Origin of the sequence: Leuconostoc lactis KCTC 3528 = DSM 20202 (genome assembly GCF_014651235.1) — a bacterium.
GTDB lineage: Bacteria > Bacillota > Bacilli > Lactobacillales > Lactobacillaceae > Leuconostoc > Leuconostoc lactis.
Genome location: NZ_BMWM01000021.1, coordinates 1 through 16,568, shown reverse-complemented (window position 1 = coordinate 16,568; position 16,568 = coordinate 1). Strand labels below are relative to the sequence as shown.

Genomic DNA, 16,568 nt, shown 5'->3' with positions numbered 1-16,568 from the left:
CTTCACATGAAAAAGCAACAGGCAGAACCCGTCGCTTTATGTTTAATTTTTTAAATTCACTTGTGGCATGCGCTTAAAGACTGGCATCAAAACTAATGCAACAATCAAGCCCATAACCGCTTGAGCAATATTACCAATGATGGAAGCCACGCCGGCAGCCCAATTATAAAGCAAGGCCCCAGCTAACACATAACCCACGACCATAATCACTGACCCTAAAATCAAGCCAACAACCTGACTTGAGACGCGCTTTTGATAACCAAAGTACCCAACAACATAGCCTTCAAGGCCATGAATCACTAATGAAAAAATCATCCATTGCGGATAACCAGCAAGCAAGTCAAGCAACAACCCACTCAAACCGCCAACAATCATCCCACTTCGTGCACCACCTAATAGTGCCGCAATAAAAATACCCGCTTCAACTAAATTCACAAAACCGTTTGTTGCTGGTACGGGAATTTTAACGATATAAGATAAGGCGACATTAAAGGCAATAATCACCGCCAAAATTGCCAAGTGCTTTGTGTGTTGTGCTTCTTTCATTTTTCGGCCCTCCGTGCGCCTTGCCAGACATTTCCAACATCAAAAGTGTGATTTAAATCGACACCAGACTTAATCCCATACCAGACAAATTCTTTCGCATCTTGTGCGGCGGCTAAAACATCAGCCGTTTGACCAAGATTTGCTGCTAAACTAGCTGATAAGGTACAACCGGCGCCATTATGGTACATCTTAGCTTCCGGAATTTTCGCTTGCGTCAAAAATGTCGCTGTTGTCCCATCATATAACACATCAACCGCCTCATCGCCGGCCAACAAGGTCCCACCTTTTAATAAAACATTTTGTGCGCCAAGCGCCACCAGTCGTTGCGCCGCTTGCACCATATCCGCCCGCGAAGTAATGGTTTGGCCGGTTAAAATTTCAGCTTCACGTAGATTGGGTGTCACCACCGTTGCTAACGGCACGACCTGATCGATTAAACAAGCCACAATATCTTTTGTCTCGACTTGCGTGGTTTCCTTAAATACCATCACCGGATCAACAATAATCGGGATATTAACATCCCGTAGATATTTGGCAACAAGGCGAACAATATCAGGGGTTGGCAATAAGCCAATCTTAACAGCAATAATATCATCAAGCGCTAAAGCTGATTCTAATTGTGCCGCAATCACTGCTAAATCAAGCGGGAAAATTTGAAAGTCATCTGGTGTCACCGTCACAATACTTGTGGTCACACTTAGGCCAAAAAAGTTATAGTTGGAAAATGTTGCTAAATCCGCTTGAAGTCCGCCACCTGCAAGGGTATCGGAACCAGCGATTGTTAAAATTTTGTGGGGCATAGCCTAAACTTCTTTACTTAATTTTTATGGTGCTGAGGCGACAAAATTAATATTGCGCCCATCATCGGTCACGGCCGTCACAACCGCATTGTTACCACCGGACGTAATCGACCATGAATAATAACGGCCATGCGCTTTTGCCCAAGCAATTGCCTCACTAATTGCCTTCCCTTTAAGTTGCGCTGACTCTTTAATACTATCATTTTGGCTGCTTGAAGCACTTGAACTTTGCGTTGCCTGACTACTACTTGATGATGCAGCTGAATGTTGCTGACTCGAAGATTGACTGGCGGCACTACCTGTTGTCGAATCAATCGTTTCATCAATCGTTTTGCTAGATTGCGTCTGCGTTTGAATCCGCGTCGACGTACTTTGTGATGTTGAATAGGTGATATAGAGAAACACACCTAAACTAATCACAACAAGGCCGGCTAACACAATGAAAAAATTGCGAATAGGATGGCCTTGTTTCTTAAATTTAGGGCGATGATAATCGTAATCTGTCATACCTTACCTCTCATTGTTCTCTATTATAACATAGAATAACTATCATTCTGCTTCTGCTAACTGATTTTATGATAAGATTAGATTAGTGCCTTTGAGGAGAAAAATCACGTATGCTCAAAACAAATTTAGAACGTATCTCAATCAAAGATGTGATTATGATTGCCGTTGGTACCGGCCTCTACGGCTGGGGACTAATCAATGTGAACATCCCCAACCGTTTGGCTGAGGGTGGTATATCTGGGATCACTTTGATTTTAAAAGCCCTATTCAATTGGAATCCGGCTTATACAACCTTTATCTTAAATATTCCATTGCTCTTTATTGGCTACCGTATTCTCGGTCGGCGTGCCCTGATCTATACCATTTGGGGGATTACATCACTGTCAATTTGGCTCTATATCTGGCAAGTGTTTCCGACACCACCAGCTCTGAATCAAGATATGCTAATCGCTGGTTTGATTGCCGGTATCGTTGCCGGTGCTGGTCTAGGAATTGTTTTCCGCTTTGGTGGCACATCCGGCGGGACAGATGTTGTTGCACGCATTATGGAACAAAAATTTGGCATTCAAATTGGCCGAACCATGTTTGCATTAGATGCAGTAGTCCTACTTTTGTCCTTGATCTACATTGATATTGTGCACATGATGTATACCTTAATCGCCTCGTTCGTTTTTGCTCAAGTCCTAGCACTCACGCAGCAAGGCGCTTATACGGCTCGGTCATTTATGATTTTCACAGACTATCCAGAAGAGATTTCACATGCCATTATGGCAGAATTAGAACGTGGGACTAGTTTGTTAAAATCTGAGGGGGGTTATTCTCACCGCGAACAACGCGTTGTCTACGCTGTTGTCGACCCTTCTGAAGTCAACACAGTTCAACATATTATTGAAGAAATTGATCCAAAAGCGTTTGTTTCAATCTTCACAGCGCAAGAACAATTAGGCGAAGGTTTCTCTTATCTACGCCCAAAGAAAAAATATTTTTTCTTCTAAAAAAGGATGCCAATGGCATCCTTTTTTAGATTAGGTTTTTTTGCATATGTGTATAGTGGTGCGATTCAATCATTAAGTCTCCTGTCGGCACAAACCCTAAACGTTGGTACAGCGCCATTGCGTCAGGATTTGAATCATCGACATTTAAACCAATCACATGGCGATCTTCTTGTCGTGCTCGCGTTTCGGCGGCTTTCAGCAGCGCCTGACCGACACCTTGACCACGTGCTGAAGACGTGACAACGACAGAATCAATATACCATTCGTTCTCAAAGACTTCAGAATCTTCAAATAACCACCGATGATAACTATACTGGTCAGCTAAAACAGTTTGCATTGCGGTGTCTAGCACGGGTTCATCAGTATCTGGATAACCAAACAAAACCCCAATGACCTGACCGGCATCATCTTGTGCCACCAAAGCGCGCCGGAAGTGATAACGCGACTGATCTGATTGTGTCACAGCCAAGCGCCAGGCTGCCTGCACATCAGCCACACTTAATTCATCATAAATCGCCAAATCCATGGCATCAAAAATTGTTTGTTCTAATTGTAAAATTGCCTCTTGATCAGCTTGCGTTGCAGCGCGAATTATCATGCAGTACTTTCCTCCGGTTGAATCATCGTTAAACCAATACGTTGGCGTTTTGTATCAATTTCAACTACCCAAACATCGACAATATCCCCAACAGCCACAATATCGGCCGGTGTTTTAACACGGTGTTTCGCTAGCCGAGAAATGTGCACCAACCCATCATGCTTGACGCCAAGGTCGACAAAAGCCCCAAAATCAACGACATTGCGCACCGTGCCTTGCAACTTCATGCCGGGCTTTAAGTCATCAATATGTAAAATATCTGACTTTAACAAGGCGCCCACCATTTCTGATCGCCCATCACGGCCTGGTTTTTGTAAACTTTCAACAATGTCATGCAGCGTTTGTACCCCAATACCTAATTGATTAGCTGTTGCCATCGTATCTAACTGGTGTAACTTTTGATTAGCCGCTGGTGTGGTTAACTCATTATGGGATACTTGGGCTAACGCCAACAACGCCTGAGCGGCGGCATAACTTTCTGGGTGAATATCTGTATTATCCAACACATTATCACCTGATACTATTCGTAAGAAACCAGCTGCTTGTTCGTACGCCTTTGCTCCCAAGCGTGGCACTTTTTTCAACGCCACGCGGGACTTAAACTCACCATTAGCCTCACGATAAGCAACAATATTTTGTGCTAACGTTTGGTTCAAACCTGCAATGTGGGTTAAAAGCGCCGCACTTGCAGTATTTAAGTTGACCCCCACTTGGTTAACAGCTGTCTCGACCACTGCGTCAACTTGTTCATCCAAAGCTTTCGTATTCAAATCATGTTGATATTGACCAACCCCGACGGATTTTGGATCAATTTTAATCAGTTCAGCCAGTGGATCCTGAATACGCCGACCAATGGAAATCGCTGATCGTTCTTCCACGTGCAAATCAGGAAACTCTTGACGCGCGGCATCCGATGCTGAATAGACTGACGCACCTGCTTCGTTCACAATGGCATATTTTACCCCTTGTGGTAAATTCGCCGCCACAAATTCTTCTGATTCACGGGATGCTGTCCCATTACCAATAGCGACTAATTGTACATTAAACGTTGTCACCAATGTCTTAAATATTTTGGCCGCATCTGCCCGTTGTTGGGCATTGGCGGGTTTATGCGGATAAATCACTTGCTTTTTCAGGAATTTACCTTGCGCGTCAATGATGGCCAGCTTAGAACCCGTTCGGAAACCTGGATCAAAACCCATTACCACTTGCCCCTTTAACGGCGCTTGCATAAGTAAGTGATACAAATTCTGACCGAAAACTTGAATTGCCTGTGCTTGGGCCCCCTGCGTTAAGGTTTGACGCACTTCACGTTCAACCGCAGGTTGAATAAAGCGCTTGTAGGCATCTTCAATCGCGCGTTGGAGCACCTGAAAACCTTCACCATCTGTTGCTTGTCCCTGACGTATTGTCGTTTGCATAAAGTGATACATACGTGCTTCAGGAAAATCAATTTTAACAGACAGCACGCCATCCTTTTCCCCACGATTGACAGCTAAAATACGGAACTGATTGTTAGTCAGTGTCTTGATAGGTTCACTAAACGCATAGTATTGCCCATAAACTTCTTGTGGGTCTTTTTCACGGCCACCACGCTTTAGCATAGCCAATAAAATACCATCGCGTTGCATGCGTGTCCGCAGCCACTTTCGGTAGGTCGCGTTTTCACCAATTTGTTCAGCTAAAATTTCATGTAAACCAGCTTGCACAGCCGTGACTGTTGGTAAATCATCATTGATAAATTCAGCGTAGTTGATTGGTGCCGTCAGGTCTGCCATCACGCGGTCAGCTAGCGGTTGTAAGCCCATTTCTCGCGCAATCATAGCTTTTGTCCGCCGCTTTTGCTTATAAGGCAAATATAAATCTTCCACTGCTTGTAGTGTTGTTGCGGCTTGAATAGCTGCCTGCAATTGTGGATTTAATTGTTGTTGTTCATAAATCGCCTTTAACACCGTATGCTGACGATCCACCAAATCCTGCACTTTTTTAGCAGCTGCTTGAATGTCACGAATTTGCACTTCGTCTAATTCGCCGGTCATTTCCTTACGATAACGTGCAATGAAAGGCACCGTTGCCCCATCATTTAATAACGTCAAAGTTGCTTGGGTTTGCTTTTGCGGCAAGCCTACGCTTGCTGCAACACGCGCTGCAAGTGCTGTTGCTGATAACTCGGTCAAAACTAATTCTGTCATGTTTAAATTCCGTTACTCTCTTTTCGCTATTGTCTCATCTCATGATCAGACAACACCTTTCATTCTATCGTAAGTTACCCAAGCCAATCAAATCGATTCTATTTTCAAGTTGTGACATGTTTAATCACGTAAATCTCCTTGACGATAACCGAGATAGCCTAACCCAATCAACGCCAAGGCAAGTGTTAATACGACGACCCATGATCCCCAATCAATTGCCGATAGCGGTGCTTGTGCAACCCATGAGCTCGGCATAACTTGAATCAACCATGCTGGCATTTTGAGCATTTTGCCTAAATACAGCATATAAAAGTTAAGCCCTAGGACCAAATAAACCAATCGATACCACTTTGGCAACCACCCCAACAAAATTGCCGCTAAACCGACAAAAAAGAGCAAAATCGGGAACGCATTAACTGCCACCGCGTTAAATTTGGCAATCGTAATGGGCGTTGGCATCACAATCGCTTGAGCTACAAACATACTGTAAATAGCAACAAGCCATGCGCCTAATGTGAACAGCACCCCACTGCCAACATAGCCGACACATAGGCGTAATCGGCTAATGGCATGCGCACTAATTAAATCAATCGTGCCATTTTCTAAATCCCGCTTAAAGCGACCCATGGCAATGAGCCCAGCGATACTGGCAACCGTGACTGGCATAATTAAAATGGTGTGCATGAAGACCAGCACAATTTGATCACCAAGTTGCGTCATTTTTGACGCGCCCAATAAATTTTTTAAGACAGCGTTGTCGGCCGCTAGTTGTTTAATTTGATGAAAAATGGCGCCATAACTCATCCCCAAAGCGCTCAATCCCAGTAACCAAATCACAAAACTGGTCCGTTCTAAACGCACTTGTAAGCTAAGCCAACCACGCAAAGATTTGGGTGCCGTCGCGGGTCCAGCACTGATACTGACGACCTGTCCCCAAATCGCGCGTCGCTAACAACCACAGACTCCCACCAATGATCACGAGGCTTAAACATACCAATAATATCACGGGTAGCCAATTGTTTGTCGCGCCAATTTGGCTCTTTTCCACCCAACCTAACGGTGATAACCAAGTGAGTTGCGGCTTGACGGTGTCTGTCACCATGCGCCCAACAAACATTACACCAAAAATCAAATACCCCATGGCGGTCGCCAATCGTGACTGCCGTGCAAGCTGTGCGGTCAGCAGCCCAATACTCATAAACAATAAGCCACTACTCAATAATCCCGCTACAAATAACAGTGTCGCCGGCCAGGTAGCCCCATTTAACACCCGATAGGATAGACCAGTTAAAGCAATCGCCACATTGATGCTCATCACTTCAATTAAGACGGCCATCGGTTGGGCGAATTTACCCACGGCGAGACTACGTAACAGCTCATTGACGCCTTTTTCTTCCTCGGCGCGTGTATTTTTAATGACTAGTTGAAAATTCATCACCACCATCATCATGATGGTAAATAATAACATTTCCCCTACTGCAATATCAAAGGTCGTATACGTCTTTAATGGTGGTAATAAGCCAAAAAGTGCGATCATTGCCGGCGTTTTTAACGTTGTCACAATACTTTGTACTTGCGCAGGTGTCCCATAAATCTGGTTATAAATGGCGGCAATGACCAAATTCAAGCCCCCAACAATCACGAACCAAAGGCAAAGGGTCAAGATCAGCCAATCTTTTTTGAGGTAAAACCACGCCAACTGAGTGGTCTTTGCAAGCTTATTGTTCATGCGCTGTCCCATCCTGATAGTAAGTCAAAAAGATTTCTTCTAAAGTTGGTGGCGTTATGCGTAAATCTTTTAAACCAAATTGTGCCAATTGTTGAGTCACTACCGCTAACCCATCGTGCGAGACAGTAAAAGTCAAACGCTGACCGTCTTGTTTCAAGTTCGTCACCCCAGACATCGTGGCCAATCCAGTGGCGTCTTTGGTGACAATCGCTAACACATTGAGGTTGGCGATATGCTGCAAATCTTGTAATTCACCAGTTTCAATAATTTCGCCCTGTCGAATAATCGCAATTTGATCCGCTGTTTTTTCAACTTCATCTAAAATATGAGAACTTAATAACACCGCTTTATTGGCTGCTTTCAGCGCCAATACTTCCGACTGAAAATTAAGCGCTTGTAAGGGATCTAATCCACTGGTTGGTTCGTCAAAAATATACAAGTCGACATCGGCTGAAAATGCGGCAATTAACGCCACCTTTTGGCGATTACCTTTCGAGTAAGTGCGTGCTTTTTTGGTTGGGTCAAGCGCAAACTTTTTAATCAACGCATCTGTTTTGGCCGTATGGTCGTGACCGCCCATCCGCAACAACAGATCAATAATTTCACCGCTGGTTAAATTGGGCCACAAATAAACATCCCCTGGCACGTAAGCAATCCGTTGATGGGTGGCCACAATATCTGTTAAGGCATTGTGGCCATTTAACGTCACTTGCCCAGATTTTGGTTTTAATAATCCCAAAATAGTACGAATCAGGGTTGATTTCCCCGCGCCATTAGGCCCCAGTAAAGCAAATACCTCACCTTGGTGAATCGTAAATGTGACTTGCTTTAAAACATGAAACCGACCAAAAAACTTGTCCAAGTTTTGCACCTGTAAAACGTCATTTGCCATCAGCAGCTCACTCCAAATTTTCACTATAATATGGCTTCCTTTTGCGCCTTTCACCACATGTTTGCAAGAAAAAAGGCCATAAAAAAACGCCAGTAACAAATTCATGTTACTGGCGGGTAGGTAGATAGATACTACCCAGTTGGTCATTAGTAGTATACCTCATTTTCCAAACGATAACAAGTTAAAAATGATACTATTTTTGCCAAAAACTTTGCGCAATCGCACGCACCACTTGGGTCATTTGCTTGGCTGATTGTACATCATGCACACGTAAAATGCGTGCACCACGCTGAAACATTTCTGTTGCCGCCACCAATGACACATCCGCACGCGCCAACTTTGGCAACCCCAATAAAAACTTGGCCCAACCTTTATTAGAAACGGCAGTCATAACTGGCCGTTGCAGATCTTGTAAATGACCAATGGTATTCATCATCGCCAAATCCTGCGCAACATCAGAGTTTTTCGCGTAACCCACTCCTGGATCTAACGCAATACGTTGTCGCGCAATGCCTGCCGCAGTTAATTGCGCTAAGTTATCTTCAAACCACGCATGCATTTCCGCTTGTAAGTTCACGACAGTTTCGCCACGTGGATTCCACATCGTTAACAGCCCAACCTGATGATCTGCCAGAAATGGTACTTTCCGCGGATCGTCCAAAAAACCATTCACATCATTGATAATATCAACGCCTAAAGCAACGGCGCGGACCATAACGTCATATTTATAGGTATCTGCGGCAATCACAGCGTCAGGATATTGCGTCTTAATACCTGTGATAACTGGTGCAATGCGATCACTTTCTGCAGTTGGTGTTAATTCAAGACCCGCTGCTTCAAAGCCTGGCTTGGTCGTTTGCCCACCAACTTCAATCACATCTGCCCCTTTGGCTAACATCTCACCGGCTCGGGCAACCATCGTATCAACATCCGCGACTTGGACCCCGTTGTAAAATGATTCCGGACTAACATTTAACACACCATAGATAATACCATCAGCATCATGCAAGGTTTTACCATTCACGACCCAAAGATGATCAATCGCGACTAACCACTGTTGTAATTCAGGACTAGCAGTACGTTCATGCAACGCGACAATCGCACCGCGACTCAGCCAGTACGTATCTGCGGTTAACGGGATCGCACTGTATTCAGCCAAACACTGTTGATCGGCAGCAGTGATTCGCCAAGCAGCCCCTTCCCCGCGCACAGCCATTTGTGCTAACACCGGATTTTCTATTGTGATTTGTTCAAAATACATGCCCAATTTTCTCCAATAACTGTTTTGCTGCGCGTCCACGATGCGAATAATGTACGCGCTCGGCCATTGGCATCTCAGCCAACGTCAAGCCATTTTCAGCTTCAAATAATGTATCAAAACCAGCTGAATAAGTTCCCCGTGGTGCTAACGCAAGGGTTACACCACCACGACCAGTACTCTGATAAACGGCCCCTGTCGGCGTAAGCAAAACAAACAATGCCGCCAAATAGGCCCCGCGATCCATGCCTGGCTCGTATAAGCCGAGTAAATAATCATCCTCTTCTTGCATCGATTGAAAGCCCATTGCTTTAAAATCTCGGGCAATCGTTAGGCCGAATTTATCAGGGAAGGCCGCAAAAAAAGCCCCTGTATCATCAGCTAAAATGAATTCATCAGGTAAAAATTGCTGGATAAACCGTGCTTTAACCAACGCATTCTCAAATTGATCATCCGTTGTTTCTGCCGGAAATGTTTTTTCTGGCATCAGTTCGCGATAATTCACAGCAGTCATACCCAATGTGGCAAAAACAGCCACAATTTCGCGGGTTTTTGCCGAATTATTTGATGCAATCACAAACTGATTAATCATGAAAAACCTCCAACTGCATTTAACGTATAAAATGAACCCGCCACCACAATATATTGACTTGGTGATGTGCGTTGTGCCATGGCATACGTTAAGGGATCTTTGTCCAAAGCCGTCACAGGCAAGTTGGCATCAATCGCTTGAACGGCTTCAGCCAATGCTGTGGCCGATAACGCGCGCGGATTGTTTGGCGTGACCGTGATCACCGCTGAAACCAAGGGTAATAAAATAGTAAGCATTTGGTGGTAGTTTTTATCCGCTAACACCCCAAGGACCAAGATTGGCCGCTCCGGTAATGCCCAGTTTGTCAATGATGCCACGAGGCCTTGTGCGGCATCTTCATTATGGGCGCCATCCCATAAAATATGTCGCGTTTGGTCGACTTGCATGCGCCCTAACATTTGCGCCTGTGCTAGCCCGCGACGCCGGGCTGCCACATCAAACATCACCTGATCCCGCTGCTCTAGTGCCGCTAGAATTTGCCAGACCACGCTGAGATTACGACGTTGAAAGGCCCCCACTAAACCAAGTTGGTAATGTTCCCCAGCGACTGACACGGCTAAACCAGCTGGTGTATCCTGGCGCACCGTCACTGTCACTGGCTGCGCAGCCCAAGTAGCTTGTTTCGCCTGGGTAGTCGTTTTTAAAATGGTTAATACTTCAGCTGGTTGTGCTAAATCGCTGACAACTAACGCACCAGGCGTGATGAGATCAGCTTTATTTTGTGCAATTTCAGCCAGTGTTTGGCCTAAAATATTTTGATGATCCAAACCAATTTCGGTGTAGGCGACTACGGCAGCTTGTCCCACCATGTGTGTCGCATCATCACGCCCACCCAAACCAGCTTCCAAAATGGCATAAGTCACGTGTTCAGCTTGGAACACCAACAGGGCTACAATCGTCCACACTTCAAAATAAGACAAGTCATCAATCGTCCGGTCATGAGCAACTAAAGCCTGTAGCAATTGGTGATAAGCTGTCACCCAAGCCGTCTCGGTCACGAACTGGCCGTTTAACCAAATTTGTTCACGGTCGTTAAACACCGCTGGACTGGCAAAATGCCCCACTGTTTCACCATGTGCGCGTAAGACTTCGCGCAACATCGCCCCAGTTGAGCCCTTTCCATTGGTCCCAGCGATTTGAATAATCGTCAAATCTTGATCTGGTTGCCCGACCCATTGTAGCACTTGGCGTAAAAATGTTAACCGGTTGGGATCAAACACCCGCCAGCCTTTATCTAATTGTTGTTGAATGGTTTGATAAGTCATCTGATTAACGCTGACTGACCCGACGGGCAAAACTATCCCGCAAAAAGGTATCGGTTTTTAATAAATCACGATAAATTGACGTATTGGTTTGCGTCCCTGGTTGATTAATGCCACGCATTTCCATGCACATATGGCGCGCTGTGACGTTAACGGCCAACCCTTTGGGATGTACAATGCGTTGCATTTCATCCGCAATCAAATAGGTCAAATTTTCTTGCACACTTGGGCGACGGCTCGCCCAATCTACTAAACGTGGCACCTTACTCAACCCAATAATTTCACCATCCGGTACATAGGCCACATCAACAGTGCCAAAAAAAGGTAATAGATGATGCTCACACATTGAATAAAACGGGATGCCTTCGACAACGACCATGTCAGCATCTTGTGTGGTGTCAAATAATTTATAGTCGGAAAATTGCGTTTCACCGGTATGGGCAAAGATTTCGGCATGTGCTTTCACGACACGTTCAGGGGTCTCAATAACGCCTGAACGGTCTGGATCATCGCCAATTGCTGCCAATAAATCGGTGACGCCTGTTTGCAGTTTCAAAATTTGTTCGTTATTAAATGTTTTCATATTCTACTCTCGCACCAGTCACAACGCGCACCCAATTGGTGTCGGTCGTGCTAGCTAATAATCGTTCAATTTCATGTCGACGATCCGCTGCAATCACATCTAAAAGTGGTTGCAAGACAAAACGTCGGTTTGCCATTTCACGGTGCGGAATGGTCAAGACATCGTCTGACCAGACTTCATCCCCGAACACTAAAATATCGAGGTCAATGGTACGTGGTCCCCAATGAATTTCGCGGACACGTTTGAGTTGTTGTTCAATCACATGTAGGCTGGCCAACAGTTCTGGTGCTGACAAAGTTGTTTCTAATCGGACCGCAATGTTATAAAAATCATCTTGGACCACGCCACCAACTGGTTGGGTTTCATAGACTTGGGAGACAGCCGTCACGGTAATGGCTGGCATGGCGTGCAACAATTGCACCCCACGTTGTAGATTGCCTAACCGATCACCAATATTGGCCCCCATACTCAAATAAGCCCGCGTCATGCTTCAGCCCACTTCGATAGGTCAGTTTGTGTGCCACTGACTTGAATGATAAACGGATCATAGATACCAGGCAATGGAATATAATCCTTATGAACAGCAACGTCAATTTTATCAACTTGTGGAAATTGGGTTAACAATGCCACTAATAGCGCATTGGCTAGACTTTCCATCAAATTGAATTGGCTGGTTGTTACAATGGCTTCAACCCGCTGATAGACATCAACATATGAAATCGTTGTGCTTAAATCATCATCCTTCACCGCCGTTTCAATTGGATAATGGGCCGTGACATCCACTGCAATTTGTTGGCCTAATTTCTTTTCTTCATCGAATACGCCGTTATAGGTATAAAACCGCATATTCGGCAAATGAATCATTCCCATCGTTCGTCTCCTTAGCACATCGTGATGATATTTTACTACGATTATGCGTACATGCTGATCATTTATTTTTTACCAATCTTAAAACATTGTACCATAAATCATCTACTGACAAGACGAATCTCACTGCTGTCATGCATCGATCTATGGTTATAGGCAATAAAAAACGCTCAATGCTGTGTTCCCACGACGATTTTGAGCGTTACTGGCTTAGCCTTGTTGTTTAGTTTTATTGCGTAGCGTCGACACCATCATTGGCAAAATTGAGATGAACACAATCCCCACCGTAATCAATTCAAATTTTTGTTTGACTAGCGGAATGGCCCCGAATAAGGCCCCCGCTAACAACATCAAAACAATCCAACTTGCTCCACCCACCGCATTATAACGGGCAAATTTAGCATATTGCATATGACTCATACCGGCCAAAAATGGGATGAACGTTCGGACGATTGGCGTAAAACGTGCCAAAATAATGGCACTGGCACCATGTTTATCAAAAAAGTTTTGCGACTTTTCCATTTTGTCACGGCTGATTAACTTAGCCCCCCCCAACGACTCGAAGACAGGACAGGCCCAAAATGTTCCCCAATTTCAAAATTCACAAAATCACCCAGAATTGCTGCCGGCACTAACAATACCACTAACAGCAAAAAGTTCAGGCCATTAAACGATAACGTCGACAATGATCCGACTAAAAATAAGATGGAATCACCTGGTAAAAACGGCAAGATTACCAGCCCTGTTTCAATAAAGATTAAGGCAAATAAAATCCCATAAACCAAGATTGGATTTTGGTGTGCCAGTTGCGGCAAGTAGACATTAAAATTGAGTAAACTTGAAATAATCCCTGTTAACATGTGTTGATATCCTTTTTATGTTAGGTTTCTCTCAAGTATAGACTGATGTTGCGTGTGACGCTTGATTATTTCCTGATTAAATTCTGATATTTTGTCAGCAAAGACACTTTTTATCACTTAAACTCAAAATTTGAAATATCGGTTTGTAAAATTCGGTCAACGATGATTGGTGTTTTCTTGCGGTAAGCTTTGGCGCCGGATTCAAAAATAAGCCAAATATTATCCCCTTGAAAATCAATGCCTTCTAAATAAGGTGGCAATTGCGCCATCGTCCCAGCATAGGTAAACTCATTGGTTGTCGCATCATACTGATAACGCATCATAACAGCGGGCTGCTTACCATAGGAAAAAGTAATATATAAATTTCCATGATAGAAATTGATGCCTTGAATGTGGCCGTTTGCTGTTTGAAGCTTGGTATCACGATTCAGGTTACCCGTTGGTGCTTGTCCGTCTGGATCAGTCAGCAACGTATTGGTCCTGCGATTAATGGGAAAACGTTGAATCAGTCCATTTTTGTTAGCGCTAAATGTGCCAACCCAAATGGCATCTTGGTAGTATTCAATTGTCGCCGCAGTTTTGATATCTGCCAACGTGATGACATCATCAAATTGCGTCAAAATTTGATCTTTTTTGGACTTAACCAGTTTACTAATTTGAATGCGCCCTAATTTTGTCACGCCTTGACTATCATCCGATAGATATAGGGTTTGCGTGCGATCGTCAATCGTAATCCCACCAACATGAGCCCGTGTTGCTAAGGCAATTGTTTTAATTTGCTGATGGGTTTTGCGGTCAATCACAAACAACACCGAATTTAATTGTTTCGTGTGATCATAAGCACTCACAAAGATATATTTGTCATTTAACGTAAGGCTTTGCGGCGTCATATTCGTTGTATATTGCCATTGCTTTGTCTGCCCAACAGAACGTGCGCCCCCTAATCCAGGTACACCAATTAAATGATTAGCTGTTAACGTCCCTTTGTTATTGGCAATTGTTTTATAAAATTCAGGATATTGACTTTTAAGCCGTTGATCAAGTTGAGCAGCTGGTACTGGTTTAAAGCCACGCGTTGCTTGTGTCGTCTTCATGATGAAAAAAACACTCCCCACACCTACTGATAACGCCATCAGCAACCAAATTTTATTTAATTTCATTGTTTCTGTCACACTTTTTAAATTTCTACTATTATGATCGTATCATGAGACAGTGTCTCATAAACTAAGATTTAATAATTTTTAATGCTATACTGCATACTGACTAATAAAAAATTATTCTAATAATATATCGTGCCAAATTGTCACTAATCACTTGACATGCCAGAAAATTCATTATAGACTAAATGAATTGTAATTCAATTTTAATCAGCGCAATTGATCGTATTGCAAAGCTGGCATGTCTGGAAAGACACGTCAGCTTTTTTAAGGAGTTTATGCATGACAGAAAAAGTAGCGTTAAAAGAACTTTTGGCGATTGTCGCCCTATCAGTCGTCGCCTTCTCAGGTATTATGGCTGAAACCGCCATGAATGTCACCTTTACGGTGCTATCACAAGAATTTAATCGCGACTTAAATATGATTCAGTGGGTGACAACACTTTATCTCTTAGCCGTCACGATTATGATCACCACCAGTGCTTTTTTAATTAAGCGTTTTAATAGTCGGTGGCTATGGTTGAGCAGTGTGTTCATTTTCCTGATTGGCACGCTGCTCAGTGGTTTTGCCCCAACACTTACATGGCTTTTGATCGGTCGTATTTTAGAAGGCATTGCTGCCGGCATTGCCATGCCGTTAGTCTTCAACTATGTTGTTGATGTCGTACCAGCGCAACACGTTGGTACCTATATGGGGCTCGCCTCACTCGTGATTGGGTTGGCACCATCATTTGGTCCTACTTACGGCGGTGCCTTAGTTGAAATTTTGGGTTGGCGGTCTATTTTCTTTATTCTATTAATCGCACCATTCGTCTCTTTACTACTGGGTTGGTGGACGATTGGTAAAATTAAACAGCCACCCATCACCAAATCATTTGACGCTGTGGCTTTCGCGCTCCTCGCTGTGTCGCTAACGGCAGCCTTACTAGTGGTCAATAAACTTGAATCTGGCACTTTGAATTGGGCCTATTTAAGTTTAGCCGTCATCATGCTGCTGGCTTTTATTCGGCGTAGCAATACCTCACAAAAAGTATTCCTAAACTTGAAACTGCTGACACAATTAAAATTTACCGCCTTATTAATTGCGATTTCGTTGTATATGTTTGTCATGTTAGGGTTAAATTTAATTATCCCAACCTATCTTCAAAATGTTCAACACACGTCAAGTTTCTGGGCAGGGTTTGCTTTATTACCAGGTACCCTGTTAGGCGCCTTTTTTAACCCCTTATTTGGTCGTATGTATGACAAAACCGGTGCTAAAACGCCGATATATATCGGTCATAGTGTTTTCACCATCACGGTTATCGTGTTGACTATTTTGACGAAACAGTTAAGTCTCATTTTAGTGATTGTGCTCTATATCTTGTTTATTCTTGGCCGAAATATGTCGTATACAAATGCACAAACCGCTGCAATTGCTGAACAAGCTGATGCGGTAAAATCTGATGCGACAGCTATTATTCAATCAACACAAATGTTTATGGGTGCTTTAGGGACCACCGTGGCAGCGCTCTTCCAATCACACGGCGGCGTCTTAATTGGATTTGGTTGGTTTAATTTGCTGGCAATTAGTTTATCCCTACTAATTTTTGGCCTACTCATTTTTTACTTTAAATCAGCACGCTAAACCGACACAACACCACATAAAAAAGGCACACAATTGTGGTGTACCCCGAAAGTTAAAGCAACTTTCGGGGTTTTATTTATGACTAAAATTTCAAAACAAATTAA

Annotated in this window: 19 protein-coding genes; 2 read left to right on the top strand and 17 right to left on the bottom strand. The window is 43.8% G+C overall.

Annotated features, from left to right (window positions below; all coding sequences use genetic code 11):
* Nucleotides 1-42: 42 nt before the first annotated feature.
* Genes IE039_RS06345 through IE039_RS06335 form a run of 3 tightly spaced genes read right to left on the bottom strand, consistent with a single transcriptional unit; the run spans nucleotide 43 to nucleotide 1,853 of the window.
* On the bottom strand, nucleotides 43-546 hold the full coding sequence (locus IE039_RS06345; protein WP_010004059.1) for an ECF transporter S component: 504 nt from the start codon (nucleotides 544-546) through the stop codon (nucleotides 43-45).
* Nucleotides 543-1,346 carry a bifunctional hydroxymethylpyrimidine kinase/phosphomethylpyrimidine kinase gene (locus IE039_RS06340; RefSeq protein WP_010004060.1) on the bottom strand — a complete coding sequence of 268 codons (804 nt, stop codon included), beginning with the start codon at nucleotides 1,344-1,346 and terminating at the stop codon, nucleotides 543-545. Before IE039_RS06340 ends, IE039_RS06345 begins: the two co-directional genes overlap by 4 nt.
* Before the next feature lie 24 nt (nucleotides 1,347-1,370).
* Complete coding sequence (locus IE039_RS06335) at nucleotides 1,371-1,853, bottom strand: hypothetical protein (RefSeq protein WP_010004061.1); 483 nt, start codon at nucleotides 1,851-1,853, stop codon at nucleotides 1,371-1,373.
* Nucleotides 1,854-1,963: 110 nt separating this feature from the next.
* Here IE039_RS06335 and IE039_RS06330 point away from each other — a divergent pair, with 110 nt between their 5' ends.
* Nucleotides 1,964-2,848: a YitT family protein gene (locus tag IE039_RS06330; protein WP_010004063.1), complete on the top strand. Its 885-nt coding sequence runs from the start codon at nucleotides 1,964-1,966 to the stop codon at nucleotides 2,846-2,848.
* Between the two features lie 25 nt (nucleotides 2,849-2,873).
* Here IE039_RS06330 and IE039_RS06325 read toward each other — a convergent pair whose 3' ends face one another.
* The 14 genes from IE039_RS06325 to IE039_RS06265 form a co-directional block, all read right to left on the bottom strand.
* Nucleotides 2,874-3,446: a GNAT family N-acetyltransferase gene (locus tag IE039_RS06325; RefSeq protein WP_010004064.1), complete on the bottom strand. Its 573-nt coding sequence runs from the start codon at nucleotides 3,444-3,446 to the stop codon at nucleotides 2,874-2,876.
* Complete coding sequence (locus IE039_RS06320) at nucleotides 3,443-5,638, bottom strand: Tex family protein (RefSeq protein WP_189428925.1); 2,196 nt, start codon at nucleotides 5,636-5,638, stop codon at nucleotides 3,443-3,445. Before IE039_RS06320 ends, IE039_RS06325 begins: the two co-directional genes overlap by 4 nt.
* A gap of 120 nt (nucleotides 5,639-5,758) precedes the next feature.
* Complete coding sequence (locus IE039_RS06315; protein WP_189428924.1) at nucleotides 5,759-6,523, bottom strand: efflux permease Rv1217c-related protein; 765 nt, start codon at nucleotides 6,521-6,523, stop codon at nucleotides 5,759-5,761.
* Nucleotides 6,507-7,367: a hypothetical protein gene (locus IE039_RS06310; protein WP_189428923.1), complete on the bottom strand. Its 861-nt coding sequence runs from the start codon at nucleotides 7,365-7,367 to the stop codon at nucleotides 6,507-6,509. The genes IE039_RS06315 and IE039_RS06310 overlap by 17 nt, the downstream gene beginning before the upstream one ends.
* The gene (locus tag IE039_RS06305; protein ID WP_189428922.1) at nucleotides 7,357-8,259 is read right to left on the bottom strand and encodes an ABC transporter ATP-binding protein; all 903 of its coding nucleotides are present in this window, start codon (nucleotides 8,257-8,259) and stop codon (nucleotides 7,357-7,359) included. The genes IE039_RS06310 and IE039_RS06305 overlap by 11 nt, the downstream gene beginning before the upstream one ends.
* Before the next feature lie 193 nt (nucleotides 8,260-8,452).
* Nucleotides 8,453-9,520 (bottom strand): dihydropteroate synthase, encoded by a 1,068-nt coding sequence (folP, locus tag IE039_RS06300; protein ID WP_189428921.1) that lies wholly within the window; start codon nucleotides 9,518-9,520, stop codon nucleotides 8,453-8,455.
* Nucleotides 9,510-10,109, bottom strand: a complete 600-nt coding sequence (locus tag IE039_RS06295) for a non-canonical purine NTP pyrophosphatase (RefSeq protein WP_010003110.1) — start codon at nucleotides 10,107-10,109, stop codon at nucleotides 9,510-9,512. The genes folP and IE039_RS06295 overlap by 11 nt, the downstream gene beginning before the upstream one ends.
* Nucleotides 10,106-11,374, bottom strand: a complete 1,269-nt coding sequence (locus IE039_RS06290; protein WP_146977204.1) for a bifunctional folylpolyglutamate synthase/dihydrofolate synthase — start codon at nucleotides 11,372-11,374, stop codon at nucleotides 10,106-10,108. The genes IE039_RS06295 and IE039_RS06290 overlap by 4 nt, the downstream gene beginning before the upstream one ends.
* Before the next feature lie 4 nt (nucleotides 11,375-11,378).
* Nucleotides 11,379-11,954, bottom strand: coding sequence for a GTP cyclohydrolase I (folE, locus tag IE039_RS06285; RefSeq protein ID WP_010006113.1), 576 nt, complete (start codon nucleotides 11,952-11,954; stop codon nucleotides 11,379-11,381).
* Complete coding sequence (gene folK, locus IE039_RS06280; RefSeq protein WP_010006115.1) at nucleotides 11,941-12,441, bottom strand: 2-amino-4-hydroxy-6-hydroxymethyldihydropteridine diphosphokinase; 501 nt, start codon at nucleotides 12,439-12,441, stop codon at nucleotides 11,941-11,943. Before folK ends, folE begins: the two co-directional genes overlap by 14 nt.
* A complete protein-coding gene (gene folB / locus IE039_RS06275; RefSeq protein ID WP_010006116.1) occupies nucleotides 12,438-12,824 on the bottom strand; it encodes a dihydroneopterin aldolase in 387 nt (128 codons plus the stop codon). Before folB ends, folK begins: the two co-directional genes overlap by 4 nt.
* Nucleotides 12,825-13,031: 207 nt before the next feature.
* Nucleotides 13,032-13,376: a VTT domain-containing protein gene (locus tag IE039_RS08410; RefSeq protein ID WP_229782845.1), complete on the bottom strand. Its 345-nt coding sequence runs from the start codon at nucleotides 13,374-13,376 to the stop codon at nucleotides 13,032-13,034.
* Nucleotides 13,358-13,681: an SNARE-associated domain-containing protein gene (locus IE039_RS08405; RefSeq protein WP_010006118.1), complete on the bottom strand. Its 324-nt coding sequence runs from the start codon at nucleotides 13,679-13,681 to the stop codon at nucleotides 13,358-13,360. The genes IE039_RS08410 and IE039_RS08405 overlap by 19 nt, the downstream gene beginning before the upstream one ends.
* A 113-nt stretch (nucleotides 13,682-13,794) precedes the next feature.
* A complete protein-coding gene (locus tag IE039_RS06265; RefSeq protein ID WP_189428920.1) occupies nucleotides 13,795-14,775 on the bottom strand; it encodes a hypothetical protein in 981 nt (326 codons plus the stop codon).
* 345 nt (nucleotides 14,776-15,120) lie between these two features.
* Here IE039_RS06265 and IE039_RS06260 point away from each other — a divergent pair, with 345 nt between their 5' ends.
* Nucleotides 15,121-16,464, top strand: coding sequence for an MFS transporter (locus IE039_RS06260; protein ID WP_189428919.1), 1,344 nt, complete (start codon nucleotides 15,121-15,123; stop codon nucleotides 16,462-16,464).
* The last annotated feature ends 104 nt before the right edge of the window (nucleotides 16,465-16,568 follow it).

Bases quoted from the DNA above. Each gene is read 5' to 3' on its own strand.
- IE039_RS06345 (WP_010004059.1), bottom strand. From the start codon at position 546: ATGAAAGAAGCACAACACACAAAGCACTTGGCAATTTTGGCGGTGATT.
- IE039_RS06340 (WP_010004060.1), bottom strand. From the start codon at position 1,346: ATGCCCCACAAAATTTTAACAATCGCTGGTTCCGATACCCTTGCAGGT.
- IE039_RS06335 (WP_010004061.1), bottom strand. From the start codon at position 1,853: ATGACAGATTACGATTATCATCGCCCTAAATTTAAGAAACAAGGCCAT.
- IE039_RS06330 (WP_010004063.1), top strand. From the start codon at position 1,964: ATGCTCAAAACAAATTTAGAACGTATCTCAATCAAAGATGTGATTATG.
- IE039_RS06325 (WP_010004064.1), bottom strand. From the start codon at position 3,446: ATGATAATTCGCGCTGCAACGCAAGCTGATCAAGAGGCAATTTTACAA.
- IE039_RS06320 (WP_189428925.1), bottom strand. From the start codon at position 5,638: ATGACAGAATTAGTTTTGACCGAGTTATCAGCAACAGCACTTGCAGCG.
- IE039_RS06310 (WP_189428923.1), bottom strand. From the start codon at position 7,367: ATGAACAATAAGCTTGCAAAGACCACTCAGTTGGCGTGGTTTTACCTC.
- IE039_RS06305 (WP_189428922.1), bottom strand. From the start codon at position 8,259: ATGGCAAATGACGTTTTACAGGTGCAAAACTTGGACAAGTTTTTTGGT.
- folP (WP_189428921.1), bottom strand. From the start codon at position 9,520: ATGTATTTTGAACAAATCACAATAGAAAATCCGGTGTTAGCACAAATG.
- IE039_RS06295 (WP_010003110.1), bottom strand. From the start codon at position 10,109: ATGATTAATCAGTTTGTGATTGCATCAAATAATTCGGCAAAAACCCGC.
- IE039_RS06290 (WP_146977204.1), bottom strand. From the start codon at position 11,374: ATGACTTATCAAACCATTCAACAACAATTAGATAAAGGCTGGCGGGTG.
- folE (WP_010006113.1), bottom strand. From the start codon at position 11,954: ATGAAAACATTTAATAACGAACAAATTTTGAAACTGCAAACAGGCGTC.
- folK (WP_010006115.1), bottom strand. From the start codon at position 12,441: ATGACGCGGGCTTATTTGAGTATGGGGGCCAATATTGGTGATCGGTTA.
- folB (WP_010006116.1), bottom strand. From the start codon at position 12,824: ATGGGAATGATTCATTTGCCGAATATGCGGTTTTATACCTATAACGGC.
- IE039_RS08405 (WP_010006118.1), bottom strand. From the start codon at position 13,681: ATGTTAACAGGGATTATTTCAAGTTTACTCAATTTTAATGTCTACTTG.
- IE039_RS06265 (WP_189428920.1), bottom strand. From the start codon at position 14,775: ATGAAGACGACACAAGCAACGCGTGGCTTTAAACCAGTACCAGCTGCT.
- IE039_RS06260 (WP_189428919.1), top strand. From the start codon at position 15,121: ATGACAGAAAAAGTAGCGTTAAAAGAACTTTTGGCGATTGTCGCCCTA.